The 16,951-nt window shown below is 41.8% G+C and carries 8 protein-coding genes; 4 read left to right on the top strand and 4 right to left on the bottom strand.

The window, feature by feature from the left end; translation table 11 throughout:
• Positions 1-470: 470 nt before the first annotated feature.
• The 3 genes from K6G33_RS07820 to K6G33_RS07830 all read right to left on the bottom strand — a co-directional run bounded on the left by K6G33_RS07820 (position 471) and on the right by K6G33_RS07830 (position 7,804).
• Positions 471-3,782 carry a beta-L-arabinofuranosidase domain-containing protein gene (locus K6G33_RS07820; protein WP_296778028.1) on the bottom strand — a complete coding sequence of 1,104 codons (3,312 nt, stop codon included), beginning with the start codon at positions 3,780-3,782 and terminating at the stop codon, positions 471-473.
• A 175-nt stretch (positions 3,783-3,957) separates the two neighbouring features.
• Complete coding sequence (locus K6G33_RS07825) at positions 3,958-5,526, bottom strand: recombinase family protein (RefSeq protein ID WP_296778031.1); 1,569 nt, start codon at positions 5,524-5,526, stop codon at positions 3,958-3,960.
• Between the two features lie 376 nt (positions 5,527-5,902).
• A complete protein-coding gene (locus tag K6G33_RS07830; protein ID WP_296778033.1) occupies positions 5,903-7,804 on the bottom strand; it encodes a dockerin type I domain-containing protein in 1,902 nt (633 codons plus the stop codon).
• 231 nt (positions 7,805-8,035) lie between these two features.
• Between K6G33_RS07830 and K6G33_RS07835 the strand changes: the two genes are divergently transcribed.
• A complete protein-coding gene (locus K6G33_RS07835) occupies positions 8,036-9,526 on the top strand; it encodes a nucleotide sugar dehydrogenase (protein ID WP_296778036.1) in 1,491 nt (496 codons plus the stop codon).
• Between the two features lie 311 nt (positions 9,527-9,837).
• On the top strand, positions 9,838-11,436 hold the full coding sequence (locus K6G33_RS07840) for a diguanylate cyclase (RefSeq protein ID WP_296778037.1): 1,599 nt from the start codon (positions 9,838-9,840) through the stop codon (positions 11,434-11,436).
• A gap of 17 nt (positions 11,437-11,453) precedes the next feature.
• Here K6G33_RS07840 and K6G33_RS07845 read toward each other — a convergent pair whose 3' ends face one another.
• Positions 11,454-13,472 carry an SH3 domain-containing protein gene (locus K6G33_RS07845; RefSeq protein WP_296778039.1) on the bottom strand — a complete coding sequence of 673 codons (2,019 nt, stop codon included), beginning with the start codon at positions 13,470-13,472 and terminating at the stop codon, positions 11,454-11,456.
• A gap of 422 nt (positions 13,473-13,894) precedes the next feature.
• On the opposite strand from K6G33_RS07845, the gene K6G33_RS07850 reads away from it, so the two are divergent.
• Both K6G33_RS07850 and K6G33_RS07855 read left to right on the top strand, forming a co-directional pair.
• Positions 13,895-14,452 (top strand): RNA polymerase sigma factor, encoded by a 558-nt coding sequence (locus K6G33_RS07850; RefSeq protein WP_296778041.1) that lies wholly within the window; start codon positions 13,895-13,897, stop codon positions 14,450-14,452.
• Positions 14,436-16,748 carry a hypothetical protein gene (locus K6G33_RS07855; protein ID WP_296778043.1) on the top strand — a complete coding sequence of 771 codons (2,313 nt, stop codon included), beginning with the start codon at positions 14,436-14,438 and terminating at the stop codon, positions 16,746-16,748. The genes K6G33_RS07850 and K6G33_RS07855 overlap by 17 nt, the downstream gene beginning before the upstream one ends.
• Positions 16,749-16,951 lie beyond the last annotated feature (203 nt).

The raw sequence follows: 16,951 nt of genomic DNA on the forward strand, positions 1-16,951 counted from the left end.
TGGCTGTATATCAAGTCTGTAATATAGCTATATCTTATTACAAAATGTAAATCAACAATTTTTTTAACTTGTCTATTTTTAGGTAAAATCCACACTTTATATCGAAGTGAATTTTTTAAAATATATTAGTTGTTAAAAAAATAGCACTCTTTTCATTCATTTATCACAATTCAAAATCAGACGACTTGTATTTTACATTTTTTCACTAAAAATGCATTATTATCACATATGCAATTGTGAAAGTTCAGTTATCGAAATAGTAAAATAATGACATATCAATAATTTAAGCGGCATTGCCGCTGATTTTCTGTTAACGCCCCGTATTTTGCAGTAATATGTCCGACCAAAGTACGCTATTTCTTCAATTTATGCCACTCTCGCTGCTCGATTATAAGCATAAAAAAGAACAGTCTGTGCAAATTGCACAGACTGTTTTAACACAAACGCCCTGTTTGAGTTTCAACTTTCTGTTATTCAAGAGAACTGATAAGCCCTAACAGATACATCTGTATACTCAGTGCATCGTTTGATGTGATGCCCTTGAACGTTTTATCTGCATCACCGTTGAGAAGCCCCTGAGCTGTTATATGATGCTCGTCAGTACCGTTTACGCCGTATTTGTCAGGATTAGCCAGAGACTGCATAATGATGACCACATCTGACATATCCACACCGCCGTCACAGTTTGCATCACCAAGAAGCGTAACTGTTTGTTTCGGCTCAACTGTAGACAGAGGAGCAGTCTCTATAGTACGGATAATGATGTAATTCAGGTTTATCGCCTTGTCATCGCTGTTTATGCAGATATCTACCACACCGTCAGCGCCGACTTCCAGTTCGCAGACAGAAGGAGTTTTTCCGTCTGTTACACAGTCTCTCATTAGTATCTTCTCAAAATTCGTACCGCAAGCTGTTCTTACATAAGGCTTCTTCGAGCAGTTCCACGGATCACTGAAACACATTTCTATTTCATATTTGCCCTTTGGCAGCCAGAATCCATAAACGAGCTGACGGTCGATATTATTTTCATACTGGTTCTTGGTGTAACGGAAGGACGCTGTTTTGTCCCTGTTGTCGATAGTATTGTACTCGTCGCACCATGTATTCGCGGTATAAATGCCACTGCTCTTTGAGCTGCCGTTGTACTGGTCGGTAGGATCGTCCATAAGCCCCCAGTAAGCGCCTGTTACCTCATCAGCTCCGAAAAGCTGTTCAGTAACGCTGTTGTAGTAGCCAAGCTTGTCCTCGCCTGTTACAGTATAGGTGTTGTGGTCGCCGCAGTCAACAAAATAAGCAATGCTGCTGTCATACTCATAAAGCGGCTTAACGGCTGTCATATAGATGAAGTCGCACACCTTTGCGGATTCCTTATCGTCATTTGCTGAGAATGTAACTGTGAGAACATCATAATTTGTTCCGTCAGCTGTTATAGCCTCCACATTTTTGTCCATTACATCAGCTGGAACAATAAGGTCAACGTCGTAAATGTCCTTATTGCCTGTGTAATCCAGTGTACCTGCATAGAGGATAGTGTCGCCGACTACTATGCGGATAGACTTGCCGTTGTCAGCCTTGCGGAATTTAACGGTAAGGATAGTGTAATCAGCTTCCTTATCGACTGCCATGCGGTAGCTGAACGAGCCTCCGCTCTTTGCGTAGCGGTATGTACTGTCGTCGATAACGCTCTGAGTGTTGAACTCCTGCATATTGTGGAGATTATCGTTTTCGTACTGTCCGTAACCCGGCTGTACAGTATCGGTAACGGTCTTCTTTGAACGTGCAGGTCTGTCGATAGCTGAGCTGCTGCTCTGGAAATTCCAGTAGATACCGTATCTCTGCTGATACTGCTTGTAGTGTGGAGTAAATACCAGATCATGGTCAGTATCCTTCAGAGTGAATTTCAGTGAGCTGTTGTCCTTGACCAGATGATCGTTTATATCAGCCATGAAGGTGCTTACTGTTGTACTATTGTCGGAAATGCGGATATTCTCGGAAGGTGTAACCTTTTCCTTCGGGATAGTTACCCACATACCCGTGGAGCTTGTCTGCATATCCTGCTTGCCAAGCTCTGCGCTGAGAACTACAGGGCCGTACTTGAAGCCGTATACCGTATTCTTGTCAGGAAGCGAATATGCCTTGACTTCCTCGGGAATAGTTACCTCGATAACATCGCCTGTCTTGAAGTCGCCTGTTACCTGAGCATAGCCGTTGACAGTCTTGTAGCTGTACTTCTCCCCATCTACCTTGACAGTCATATTGCCTGCCTTCCAGTCAGGTATGCGGAAGCGGAAATCAACTGCACCTGTACCGTCGATAGTGAACTTTGAAGTAATACCCTCAGGAATAGTGCTCTCCTGAGTTATCTTCATATTCTTGTCAGCCCAGTTCAGAATGGAACTCTGATACATATTTACATAGAGGGTATTTTCACCGTGCATATAGATAGTATCACCAAGCTTTGTGAAGCTCTCCATGCCGCTGCCTGTACAGCACCAGAAGTGGTCGAACTGTGAGCTGTATACCTTGAAGTAGCCTGTAGCCATAGGCTGGAAGTAGGTAGTCATACCTGTTTCGGGATTCTGAGAGGAGAGAATAGAATTATAATATGTATTCTCGTAGTAATCCATGTATTTGCTGTCGCCTGTTATCTTGAACAGCTCACGGCTGAGCTTCAGCATATTGTAGGAGTTGCAGGTCTCGCAGTTGCAGTTGGTACGCTCCTTGTCAAGAATATCATCTTCACCGAAGTGCTCCCACTCACTGTTTCCGCCTGTGATGTAGGTATGATGAGTATTTACCATTTCCCAGAAAGCCTCTGCGTATTGCAGATAACGTGAAGCGTCTATCTTCTGACCGTTGACAGTCTTTCCGTCAAGAGCTATATAGCGTTTGAGAGCTCCGAGGAACTTAGGGATAGTAGTATTTGCGTGTTTGTTGTTGAGGACGTTTGAACCGCCTTTCAGTACAGCTTCGTGGAGATTTGTCTCGTCAAAGTAATGAGCAGCTTCTGCGTGATCGTCCTTGCCTGTTATCATGTACAGGTCATACAAACAGTCATTCATGCCGCCGTACTCGATAGAGAGTACCGTGTTGTGCTTCTGCTGGTTCCATGTCTTGCATCGGTTGTAGACCCAATCGCCTAAATTCGAGCCCAGTTCCTTTGCGGGATCATAGCCTGTTGCATTGTAGATATCAACTATACCTGCAATGAGCTTATGCATCGTGTACCACGGTACCCATGCCTCGTTGATGATGTTGGACTTTCCTGCTTCGATGTTGTCGAACTGCACTTCAACGCCTGTGCCGTTAGGGTGAGCAGCTGCCCATATAAAGCCTGCCTTTCCTTTTGAATTCTTCTGGCACTCGCGGAGTCCGTCAATGAGCGCCGTCATCTTTGACAATATCTCCTGCCGCTGAGTATCCGTAAGTTCGGGGTGCTGATAAGCCTGAGACAGCGCTGTGAGGTAATGTCCCACTGAGTGACCTGCGATATTGGTGTTTTCCCAGCCGCCGTATCGCTTTGCTCCCCCTGTGTTCAGCCCTGCATTCTCACGGAAGCCAGCAAGCAGCCTGTTGTTGTCAAAAAACAACAGGTACTTGATCTCCTTGCTGAATGCATTGGTGCAGTAATCATCAGTCATGGTTATGTCTGCAAGACTGAAATTCTGAATGTGCATATCGTCTTCCGCAGCTGCTTCGGGGAGAGGGAACGCTGTAAGCGTCATGAGAAGCGCAGCGGACAGTCCCAGTGATGTCATACGAGAATATTTTTCTGTTCGCATTTTCAATTCCTCCTTAAATTTAATATCCAATATTATTTTATAACATCGCATACTGAATAACAACCCATAAAAATACAGAAAAGGTTGAATATTTTTATATCCTTTGACCTGATTTAAGAAAAAAGAACAGCTATTGAAACTTCTTGCACAGGTTCTTTACAGCTGTTCTTCCTCTTTACAGTTTCCAGTAAATATGTATCTCCCTATCGCCATTATCGCCGACCATTCCGATCTCGATATGGTCTATGAACTCCTCAGTCAGAGCTCTGTCCAGTTTGTCGAAATGAGTATACTTTTCGATGATCACTTTACGCCCTTCAGAGTTCCTGATATGTTCTCGGCATTCCTTTATCTGCTCGGTCATCTCAGCCATACGGGCAGTAATCTCCTGCTCCTCATCGCTCAGGCTTTTACGGAACAGCGAATACTCCTTATCGGAGATGACTCCGTCGAGCTTGTCCTTATACATATTTAAAAGGCGCTTCTCCGCTGCATCATGACGCTCGTTTAATTTAGCACGATCTGCTTCAAGTCGTTTCAGCTGTTCGGCATATATATCACAGACACCTATCTTATCTGACTGACAGTACAGCTCAACTATAGCATTCAGCTCATCAAGTATCTTTTTCTCAAGCACAAGTCCGCTTATGCTCGAATTGTTTGTACAGTTCATAGCACCTGTCTTATATGAGGCGCATTGCAGACCATAATATTTTTTAGTCCTTTCCTTATTATAATATACATTTCTTTTCATCGGACGACCGCAGACTGCACATCTAACTTTTCCCGACAAAGGTGAAAGTTCCTGCGAACGCTTTCCCACTCTTGCATGACTGCTGAGCCGTTCCTGTGTGCGCGACCATGTTTCCGCGTCGATAATCGCCTCATGGGCATCAGGTATACGTATCCAGTCAGCCTGCTCCACCTTTTTCCGCTTCTTGTTCTTATAGCTGATATGGTGAGACTTTCCCTGCACGAGCGTTCCCGTGTACATCTCGTTGGCAAGTATCCTTGCAACAGTCGACTGTGTCCACAGCCCGCGGCTGCTGCTCGTGTCGGCATTAACATTGACATATTTCGAGCCTCTCTGCCTTTTGTATTCGGCAGGACTGACTATACCGTCCTCGTTCAGCTTTAGAACTATGCCGCGATAGCCTTCGCCGCTGACATACATATCAAATATCAGCCGTACAATCTGTGCAGCTTCTTCATCTATGATAAGATGATGTTTATCATTCGGGTCTATCATATATCCGTATGGCGCAAATGAACCTATGAACTGTCCCTGTTCACGCTTATATGCAAGAGTTCGGCGTATCTTTGACGAGATATCCTTCACATACATCTCATTATAAGCGGAAGTGAACAGCCGCATGGTACTGTAGCTCTCGCTTTCGGAGTCAGCATTGTCCGCAACTCCGATAAAACGGATCCCCCATTCAAGGAACTTGTCATTTATATACTGCTCTACCACAACTGTATCACGGGAAAAACGCGACTGATCCTTGCACAGAACGATGTCTATTTGCCCCGATTCACAGTCGTGCAGAAGTCGGTTGAACTCGGGACGGCTACGGTCAATGCCGCTGTAGCCGTCATCAGTATATATATCGTATATCTCCCAGCCGCGTTCATGGCAATAATCACGCAGCATAGCTTTCTGGTTCTGTATACTTGCGCTGTCATCACCTGACTTGTCCCTGTCCTCAATGGACAGGCGGCAGTAGATACCTACTTTCGGCATCGACCTCACCTCCCTTCATTTATATGTAGTTGTCAGTTTTACTTGATAAGATTGCTGTTTATCAGCTTTTCGACCTTGGCTGTAACAGCTGCTTTAAGCTGTTCTAAGCTTTGCGACTTGAAACTGTTCGTTGTATATATTACGTCTTTCATTGTTTTCGCCTCCTCCCTTTCATATATATGTTACATCTGAATTGTATATGCACTAAATTAATACTTGAGCTGTAGAAATGCAATTGTCTCCCATTATGGGAGGCGACTGTTTGATTATATTCAAAGACTAAAAAGCTATATATTTTTTAATTTCCGACAAAATTGCATATAAAAAAGCAATCTGTACAAAAAAGTACAGATTGCTTTTGGTCAATAAGAATATTTTATTTTCTGAGCTCCTCAGGAAAAGACTGAAGTAATTTATCTAAACAACGTTCAAAGAAAGACTGACGTATCAATGTACGATCATTTTCTCGTGTCTGTCCATACATTGATCCGATAGCATCAAGATCGGCTTCATCGATATTACCATCCATATTTACATCTGCTGCAATCTTCATATATTTAGCCATTCTGTGGATACCTATCTCGATATAATTATTCAAGGAAAGATGATCGGCTTCATTGACGATACCATCTCCGTTAACATCTCCAATTCTTGAATAAACATATTCAGAAAGAATATCAACATCAGTATTTTCGATAACTCCGTCAAAGTTCAGATCAGCATTTGCTTTCTGTACATCTGTCAGGTAGCTGCCATTCATGTAGTCTTCAAGAACCTTGAGATCGGCACCTGTTACAAATCCGTCTTCATTTATATCGCCAAGTCTCTTAATTGAATATGTCTTATAAGGTATTTCAGTCAATTGACCATTTGAATGCTTTGTGTAAATTCGCCAATTTATAAAGTCTTTTGAATGATCAAAGTCGTCAGGATTAGTTGAACACATGAAAAAATCATATTTCCATCCCTGATCTTTATCGTCCCATGTAGTATCAACATAGTAACACCTGTCGTTTGTCGGATCATTGTCATATGCATATAACTTTACTACATTCCATGCATGACCGTATTTACCTCCATTAGGATCACCATCCACTGCTTCACAGCATACACCCGCAGCATTCAGCAGGAGACTGTATGCTCTTGAATATCCGTCACAAACTGTATAGAAACCTGCTTCAGGATATTCGTCACTTGCTTTTTCATAATGGAGAAAAGCAGATGCATCACAATGATTCTTTTCGTCACCTGTATATACTTCGTTGTTATCAAGTATTTTTTTCACAACGGGGTCATATTGTACATGGTTGCATAACCAGTTATGAAGCTTTAATGCCCTAACCATTTCGTTATCATTTTCCATATCAACATATTTCTTTGCGATATAAGCAGCGTAACGCTTAGCATAATAATCTGAAATATTAGTATAATTCTGGAAAGTTTCATATATTCCATCCTGGAAAACAGGTACTATCTGTGGTTCTTCCGAATCATCTTCTGAATATACAAATGGATCGATACCGTTTACAGTGAAAGAAGTGCCTTGGATTCCGCTAATAATATTACTGCATCGATTTAGTACTTCAGTTGCATTGCTTTCTGTGATTTGTTCAGGAACAATGATATTCTTAAGATATTTAAGATTTTGAAAAGCGTTGAATCTTACAGAAATACCATCATTTAATGTAAATGTTTCACCTGTCTTTGCAGAAGGATATTTGATAATTTCTGTATTATCTTCATTATAAATAACGCCGTCGATCACGTTGTAATGATTTGGATATCTTGACGTAAATTCTCTTAATGAATCACAGTTATAAAATACTGTATTGAAATTATCATGTATTTCCATATTTTTAGGAAGAGCCACTGTTACAAGATTTGAGCAGTTCCAAAATGCTGAATCCGCTATTCCTGTAATGCCTGATGCATACTGCATATCAACTGAGGTAATATTTGCATTATCTTTGAATGCCTCATATTCGATTGCTGTAACAACGTAATATGTACCATCTGCATAGATAGCATTAGGGATCTGAACTGTTCCTGATGCATCTTTTCCGCTCTTGACATGAGCCACATTGCCTTCATAAAGTGAGTAAACTATGTCGTTCTGAGTGATATCACAAATCGGTCTCATTACTTCTCCAGTCTCGGGATTTGTGTATATCGGACGCTTAGGTGGTGCAGCAGCAGCATTTAATGCTGTCTGCATTGAAAGTGCCATTGTTGCAGTAGCTAAAACTGTTGCGATACGTGCTGATAATTTTTTGCTCATAATAAAATTCCTTTCTGTATTACATATTTTTCTGAAAGCAGCCATTTTCATTTGATTTAACTGCTCATTAATTACAATCGTAATGTTTATTTATCATCGGACAAAAAAATATTGATAAGTCTGTTTTATTTCCACATTGACATTTATAGTAACGAATGGTATAATATTTGTAATTAAAATTCCGATGAAGATGTTGCTGCGAGCAACACGTTCCATAAAGGAGAGTAAATTATGAAACACTTATCATTACAGCTTCTGGCACAGACTGTTGCAGACAAACGTAAGGAAATGAAGCTTTCTCAGGCTGTTATATCAGAAAAAACAGGGATAAACCGTTCACTTATGTCCCGACTTGAAGCTGCGGACTTCAGTCCTTCTGTGGAACAGCTCCTTGCGCTGTCGGAGGTGCTCGGATTTGAGATCTCGGACGTACTGACAGACGATACATCTGCGGTCAATCCCGTCGATCGAAAAAAAATAGCCGTCGCAGGAACAGGCTACGTGGGACTCTCTCTTGCAGTTCTGCTCGCACAGCACAACGATGTTACTGCTGTGGATATAATTCCCGAAAAGGCAGAAAAGCTTAATAACTGGACAAGTCCCATACAGGACGACTATATCGAAAAGTACCTTGCCGAACACGAAGAGCGAGGGCTCTCCCTTAAAGCTACTACCGACGGTGAAACCGCCTACAAAGACGCTGATATCATAATCATAGCAGCTCCTACGAACTATGATCCCAAGACCAATTTCTTCGACTGCTCGGCTGTTGAAGCCGTCCTTGAACTCATAAAAAAGGCGACCTCCGAACGCAGCAGTAAGCCTGCCATTGTTATCAAGTCCACGATACCTGTTGGCTATACAATGCAGGTGAGACAGAAAATGGGCATGGATAATATCATTTTCAGTCCCGAATTCCTGCGCGAATCAAAGGCGCTCTATGATAATCTCTATCCTTCACGTATAATCGTAGGCTCTGACGAAGAAAACAAACAAGCTGCGGAAACTTTTGCGGTTCTGCTTCAGCAGGGCGCTATAAAGACGAATATCCCCGTTCTGTTCATGGCTACAACAGAAGCAGAAGCAACAAAGCTCTTTGTCAATACCTACCTTGCCCTGCGCGTATCCTACTTCAACGAGCTTGACACCTATGCAGAAGTAAAGGGACTTGATACTGCCAATATTATCAAAGGAGTGTGCCTCGACCCCCGTGTAGGCGATTTCTATAACAATCCGTCCTTCGGTTACGGCGGATACTGCCTGCCAAAAGACACAAAACAGCTCCTTGCAAACTATCAGAACGTTCCGCAGAATATGATGTCCGCTATAGTAGAATCAAACCGCACTCGCAAGGACTTCATTGCTGACCGTGTACTTGAAAAAGCAGGCTATTACAACTACGGCGATAACAACGTATACGACAGCAGCATGGAAAAAGAGATCGTCGTAGGAGTTTACAGACTTACTATGAAATCCAACAGCGATAACTTCCGACAGTCATCAATACAGGGCGTAATGAAGCGTATCAAGGCAAAGGGCGCTACTGTCATAATATATGAGCCTACTCTCGAAAACGGCAGCACTTTCTTCGGCTCACTTGTGGTAAATGACCTGAAAAAATTCAAGAGCAAATGCAGTTGTATAGTAGCCAACCGCTACGACTCAGCTCTCGACGATGTTGCAGAAAAGGTCTATACACGCGATCTTTTCAAGAGAGACTGATAAGCTGACAAAGCCTTACAAATACAACTCTGAGCTAAGATCAGAAATCCAAAGTAGGATATCGAATATTTAAACCAGTACAAGTTATATATTATAGCTATTAATATGATAACGAAGCACTTCCTTGTCAAAACATAGATTTATGTATATATATCACTTTCAGCTTTAGTATTTAAAACATTTATACTTAGTTCATATTTTCATATTAAAAAATACGAAAAAATATGTTATAATAACATAAATCTATTTCAGACTATTTTTACGATTGAATATGATATATTAATCGTTTTAACAGCGAGGTGAAGCGGAATATGAAATTTTCATTGGGGCAAAAAATAGTTATGCTGATTACTGTTGTCGCTGTCATTCTGACAGGAACCTGTGTCACGGTCAGTACTGCCGCACATCGCAAAACAATCAGAAACGAATATATGATAACAGCTGATTCTATGGCTTCTACAGTTGCCGTTTCCGTGAACGCCGAACAAATGGAAAAGATCTGCGATCAGGTAATGGAAATTTATCGCGGTTCGGATTTAAAACTGAACAGTACACAATATGAAGACCCACGCTATGACAGCTATATGGAGCAGTATCTTTCGATCATGGACGAACCTGAATATCAGTCGATACAGAATGAACTGCGTGAGATCCAGGATGTCAGTGAAGTCGATTGCATTTATACCGTCATGATCTGTCCGGAAGATGAAACCTATATTTATCTCGTAGATGCTGCTTATGACGATGAGTTTGTTCCTCCGGGCTGCATTGATTCCGTGGAAGAATCATGCCTTAAATATTTGCATGATCCTGAGAAGGGCTTCCCTGCGATAGTGACCAATACTCCTGAATACGGCTGGATGGTTACTTCATTCGTGCCGATCCACAGCGAAAGTGGAAAAATCGTCGGTTATGCAGGCATTGATATTGACATGAACGAGATCGTAAAAAAGGAACAGCACTTTTTGATACTTCTGACAGCGATCCTCTCAGGTCTGACAATTTTAATTTGTATGTTTGCTATATTATTTGTGCGAAAGAAGGTCGTCAAGCCTATAAATATGCTTTCTGAGGCCGCAGGCAGATACGGAAAAAATCAGGCAGCTGCATCGGAGGATAAACGCAATGAATTCAGTACACTTAACATTCACACGGGCGATGAACTTGAAATACTTCTCCGCTCTATGATACAGATGGAAAAGGATATCGACAACTATATCCAGAATCTGACCAATACCAGACAGCAGCTGAGTTCCGTGCGTCAGCAGGCGGACGATATGCACGAGCTGGCACATAAGGATTCGATTACAGGCATTCGTAACAGAATGGCATATGACAAAGAGGTCATGCAGCTTGAAGCAGATTTTAAGAACGGTTTGCAGGAATTCGGAATCGCCGTGATAGACCTGAATTTCTTAAAGCGCATAAATGATGAATACGGACATGAATACGGAAATATTTCAATAAAATTGCTTAGTAAGCTGGTTTGCACAATTTTTACGCATTCTCCTGTCTTTCGTATCGGCGGAGATGAATTTGCAGTTATTCTGCAGGGACATGATTTTGAAAACATAGAGCAGCTCAAAGATGAATTTAACGATAACCTTGACGAATATAAGCGTGATACGGCGCTCCAGCCGTGGGAAAAGATTTCTGCCGCATTGGGGTATGCGCTATTTGAACCGAATAAGGATAACTGCGTAGAGGATGTATTCAAACGTGCCGATCAGAATATGTATGAACGCAAAAAAAGCAATGAAAGCAAATCGGATCGGATAATATCAGTAACAGAAAAACGACGAAAATTCAACATCATAAAAAACAAGATCTCCCACTCGATCGAGTGGGAGATCATTTTGTACAGTCATAGATTTATTTCCGTTTTCACCTCGGAAAGCTTACTACACTGAATCAGTTTTATATTATCTTACTTAACAGGTATCTCAGGAACTAATCCGAGAAGATATTTCTGTATAATTCCTGCATCCTCTGTGGTCATACCATTGTTTCCGACAACATCGGCATTCTTTATGCCCTGAGCTGTAATGTGGCTCTTTTCTGTTCCGTTAAGACCATACTTATTAGGATTTGCAAGTGCCTGCATTATCATTACAACATCGGAAAGATCAACTCCCCTATCACAGTTAGCATCGCCATAGATCGCGGGAGTAACATCTGAATCAGGTATCTTTTTGATATAATCAGCGCTTACATAACCGATACTGCCGTTATACACTGTCTTGTACCAGCCCTTTGTATCGCAGGCAAAGATATCAAGCTGAGTACGGTCAGAAATTGAAGCAAGTATCGTCGAAGATGTATTCGGCTGGCTTCTGAGGTTGAGAGTGCTCGAATTTACGTCCACATAGCCTCCAAAGAGCCTTTCCTCGGGATAACTGCTGAGTGAATAACCAGAGATATACCACTTATCTCCGTCGCCTGCTTCAAGGTCAAATATTCCATATCCGCTAAGCTTACTGTCGCCTACAGTTACTACCTTGAACTTGTTCACACCTGAGCTGAGTATCTTCAGACCTTTTTCGAGATTGAAATCAGGTGAGCCTTTTCCTCCGACTTCAATATATACAACGCCGTCCTTTTCGATAAGGTGACTTTCCATTCTTCTGCTAAGGCTGGTTTTCAGCTCACCTGTACAAGTTCTTTCAATATACTCCTTCATGATTTTTGGAGTGATTTCCTGCTTTTTTGCCTTGCCGTATTCAATGCCGTTAACTTTGATATTATTTGCTGCACCGGATTCAGCTCCTTCTGAAATGATAGAAAGAATAAATCCAAGGCTTTCAATTCTTATTTGTGCTGCGCTTGTAAGATCATTATCTGCTTTGTTTGTTGTAAAGTAGCCGAATTCATAGTCACTTATCTTCCATTCGCCGTTATCGTTGTTGAAAACTGCTCTGCCGTAATCATTCATCTGATCACTTTTCTTTGTAATAGCTGCGTAGTAGTCCATAGCAGGCTCAACGATATCTACACCGTTATCTGTAAGGAATGTGGAGAATGAACAACCTGCACTTCTGAAATAAAGTTCACCGTTTTTTTCAAGCAGGCTGGTCTTGCACTTTTCAAGAAGCTCATCTCTCAGTTCACCGGTACAGGTATCATTTATGAGAGCCTTAGCGCTTTCAATAGATGTCAGACCTTTATAATCAACCTTGTAGAACTCATCTAATTTTGAATCACTTCCATGCGTTAATTTAATAATGATGTTCATATTATTTATTTTCTCTATAGCTGCCTTTTCGCGGTCAGAGACTACCTTTGGCTCGTAATCCTCTATCTTCTTGATATAATCAGCACTTACATAACCTATTTTGCCATTGTACTTTGTCTTGTACCAGCCCTCAACAGCACTGTCAAATATATTCAGCTGAGTTCCCTGAGGTATGGTATCAAGTATAGCAGACGCTGTAGTTGCCGAGCTTCTTAAATTAAGACCGCCTATCTGTGTTGCTACACTGCCGCCGAATAAGTAGTGCATAAAATACGGATCTCCTGACTGACCTGCGCTTATGTAATCAAGCTGAATAGAGCTTTGCGCTATAAATGCGTTCCAGAGCTTACCGTTGCTCTCATAGAATGTATACCAGTACTCCCTGGTATTATCAGGTTTAAGGCTGTATTCAAACTTAATATAACCGCTTATAGTTTTGCCGTTTTTATCTGTGAAAGAAAAATTGCCGTTATAAATGTCTTCCCCTTTTGTGATAACGAGTTTTTCAAAAGAATCTACGTCTGTCCATGTTCCTGCTATTGATGCAACGCTGATGCTGGTAGCTATCGGATCTGTTATTGGGTAATAACCATATTCATTTGCCTTTTCCGCAGCTGCTGCAACAACAGGAGCAGTATCGGCTGCAAAAACAGAAGCTGTAGGTGCTGATGCAAGCATTGCAAGAACTGTTAAACAAGTAATCATTTTTTTCATATCCATAACCTCATTTCATATAATTCCGACACGTTCATAACAAGTCCCCTTCGTGTGATTATATAATAACATATTTATTTTGCTTTGTGTTAAGAATTACAAAATTGTAATTTTCTTATAGTGATGAAATTACTTCTTATGTACGATCTCACTTTTCAGCGCTGACTGCCTCTCGCAGATAAAGTAACACGCCAAAGCTCCCTGTGCAAAAACAGAGAGCTTTTTTGTATCAACGCGGCAATATCAGATTGTAATTATTGAAAGAATGTATGTCTGATGGTATAATAAAAACAGAACTTTCACAGCCGATAAATCGGATAAATATAAGTACGGGAAAATATTTCCTTTTTTTCTAAGACATTTGCCCTGCAAAACTCGTCTAATAAGTGAAAGGCAAAATATTTCCGGAAAGGAGCCGTTCAATGGATAATGGTGCAAGTAGCTACAGCCGTTATCTTGTCGGAGACGATTCAGCTCTTGGAGACATTGTCCGTGAATATAAGGACGGTCTCACTATCTATCTGAATAGTTTTACCAATAATATCCACGATGCTGAGGAACTCATGGAGGAGACCTTCTTCAAGCTTGCGTATAAAAAACCAAAGTATACGGGGAAAAGCTCGTTCAAGACATGGCTTTATTCCATTGGAAGGAATCTTGCCATAGACTATCTCAGGCGTATGAAGAAAAAGGGCAATACCTCGCTGGACGAGTGCTCCGAACTGAATTCAGGACTGGATATCGAGGAAAACTATATCAAAGAAGAACAAAAGCTGATGATACACAGAGCTCTGAAAAAAATGCGAAGCCAGTACAGTCAGGCTATATGCCTTACGTATATCGAGGGCTTCAGCAATTCAGAGGCGGCGTGTATAATGCATAAAAGCAGCCGACAGATGACAAATTTGCTATATCAGGCGAAAAAAGCTCTTCGTGAAGAGTTGGAAAAGGAGGGAATAAAGTATGCGGGAATGGGATGAGATAACCCGTGATCTGCTCAGAAGACGAGACGAAAAGATCGCTCGGAAAAAAGCGCAACTGAGCGTCGTGAAAAGAACGGCGCTGTCTGCTTTGTGTCTTTGCATTACTGTTGCAGCAGGAGCAGGTATATGGAAGAATATGCCTGAGTACAAAAAACTGACCGACAGCCATACCGAGCCGACTACTGTTACTGTAGAACCAACTTCAGACAGCAATGTACCGCCGACTGTTACTTCATCGGTAAACAGCGTTACAGCCGCGACAAAGGGAAATCATGACATAGTTACAACTGCTGCGGCAGAAACAACTTCTGCCCGTATTACTTTTACAGCGGCTTCTGCTTCTGCACAGCAGACAACTGCTGCGGTTCCGTCAGCTCTCACAAACGGGCATGAGAACATTGTTACGACTGATATTGATGTATTACCTAACGAACCACAAATCGAAAGTGAAAGGAATGTTGTTATGAGGAAATTTCTGGCTGTTTTAGCAGCAACTTCAACAATGGCAAATCCAATTCTCGCAAACTCTTCACCTATAGTCCGCTTTGATCAGAAAGAGGATTATGTTTATTCCGCTACATTGAATTACAGCAAGATCGAATCAGGCGAGCTTGATCCCGATTTTAACGGCGACGGAAAATTCGATATCTTCGATGCCCGTGATGCCTTTGCAGCAAAAGCGCCTGATATGAATACCATCTACAATTATTATCTGCTCAATAATGGTATTGTTCCCGAGGATTTTGACGCTTACAAGTATAAAGATGAGAACGGCAAGGTATCTGATGATTCATGGCGCTTTATTGATTGGATCGCAAGTATGCCCCAGCCGAATTTAAAATACGATCATGCTGTAAACTATGACCGTGAGAATAACGTAAGTCTTGATTTCAATGACGACGGCGTTGTTGATTACAAGGACTGCCTTGATTACTGGGTATTCAACAATTACCTTTCAGGCTATGTACTGTGGAACCTTGATTTTGACATAAGCGACGGATTCGCAGAAAAATACGGCGTCGATCCGAATAACAAGGGCTGGGCGGTTGAACACAGACTGGATTCCATACTCGGAACTGTCTCGGAGGATATCGGCTTCTGCATACCTGACGATATGTTCTATCAGGACTTCCCTATGAAGGAGTCTACCCTGAAAAACTGCGCTCAGTATTACAGAGAGCACAGATACATCGGTCATGATTTCGACGCGGGCGCTGTCATTGTTACCAAGGAGATCATAAATAACTATGATTTCACCGAGGAATGGCTTGATCCCGATAAATGCTATGAGTACCTCATCTCAAATGCCGAGGACGAGTATCTTGATGATATTCGCTTCAGAGAATGTGTAGCTTGCATCTCGGGACATGATGAGAAATTCACCAATTCAAAGGGTCAGTCATTTGAGCGGAAAAAGTATGAGTATGATTACATGGGCGAAGCAAGAGTTGACGCTATCGAAGCAGGTCTTGTAAAATATGAGGACTACTGCGACATACTCAGCTGGCACAGCAACAATCAGAACTATATGTCTGCTACCTATCCCGAGTACGAAAAAGCTGTCATGGAGGGCAGGACAGCTGCTCCGGATATGAACGCCGACTGGAAGCTCGACGACATGGATATCGAGATACTCTCTGCCTGCTACAGAGTCATTACTGTCAAGGAGTATACTACCGACGAGGTGGTAGATACCGTAAAGCGCTGGTACGATCCGACTATGTTCTCACGCGCAAATAACGGAAGATTTAACGTGGATTATAACAGACCCGACTGGAATCCCGACGGCGATGCCATAGCTTCACTTGACTGCAACGAAAACGGTATCATCTGCGACGATTATGACGTTCTTTTTGCAGGTATCTATATCGCCAAGTACGGAACAGTTGATTTCGACTTGTACAACGAGTTCTTTGCTTCAGAGCTGTATACTCAGTTCGAGAACAGAGACTGGAGATATTACGACCGTCATTCGGGCTTCTTCCATGATATGCCATACGGAGTTTACTATGATTACATAGTGTCACTGGGCGATCTCCTGTTTGATATGGACAAGGCTAACAAAAACGAGCCGAAGCTTCCGAAGGCAGCGCCTTACAGAACAGGCGACGCATCTGCTGACGGCGATGTTAAGATGAACGACGTTGTTCTCATAATGCAGACGCTTTGTAATCCGAATAAGTACAGACTGTCCATAAGAGGCGAATTTAATGCCGATGTATACAATACAAATGACGGAATCACACCTAATGATGCGCTGACAGTCCAGCAAAGACTTCTTGGACTTATTTGAATATTGAAAAAAGCTCCGTAATACGGAGCTTTTTCGTTTATCAGTGATAATCCCGACTGCCATTTAGTGCATAGCAAAAATACTGATACCTTCGTGAACTGAGATAAAAAAGAGCATTTCTGCTATAAGACAATAAGTATTAAAAAAATTCAATCCTAAAAAATAGTGCAGCCTTGCTGCACTATTTTTTCCAAACAATCCTC

The sequence above is a fragment of the Ruminococcus sp. genome, from assembly GCF_024691275.1.
Classification (GTDB): Bacteria; Bacillota; Clostridia; order Oscillospirales; family Ruminococcaceae; genus Ruminococcus.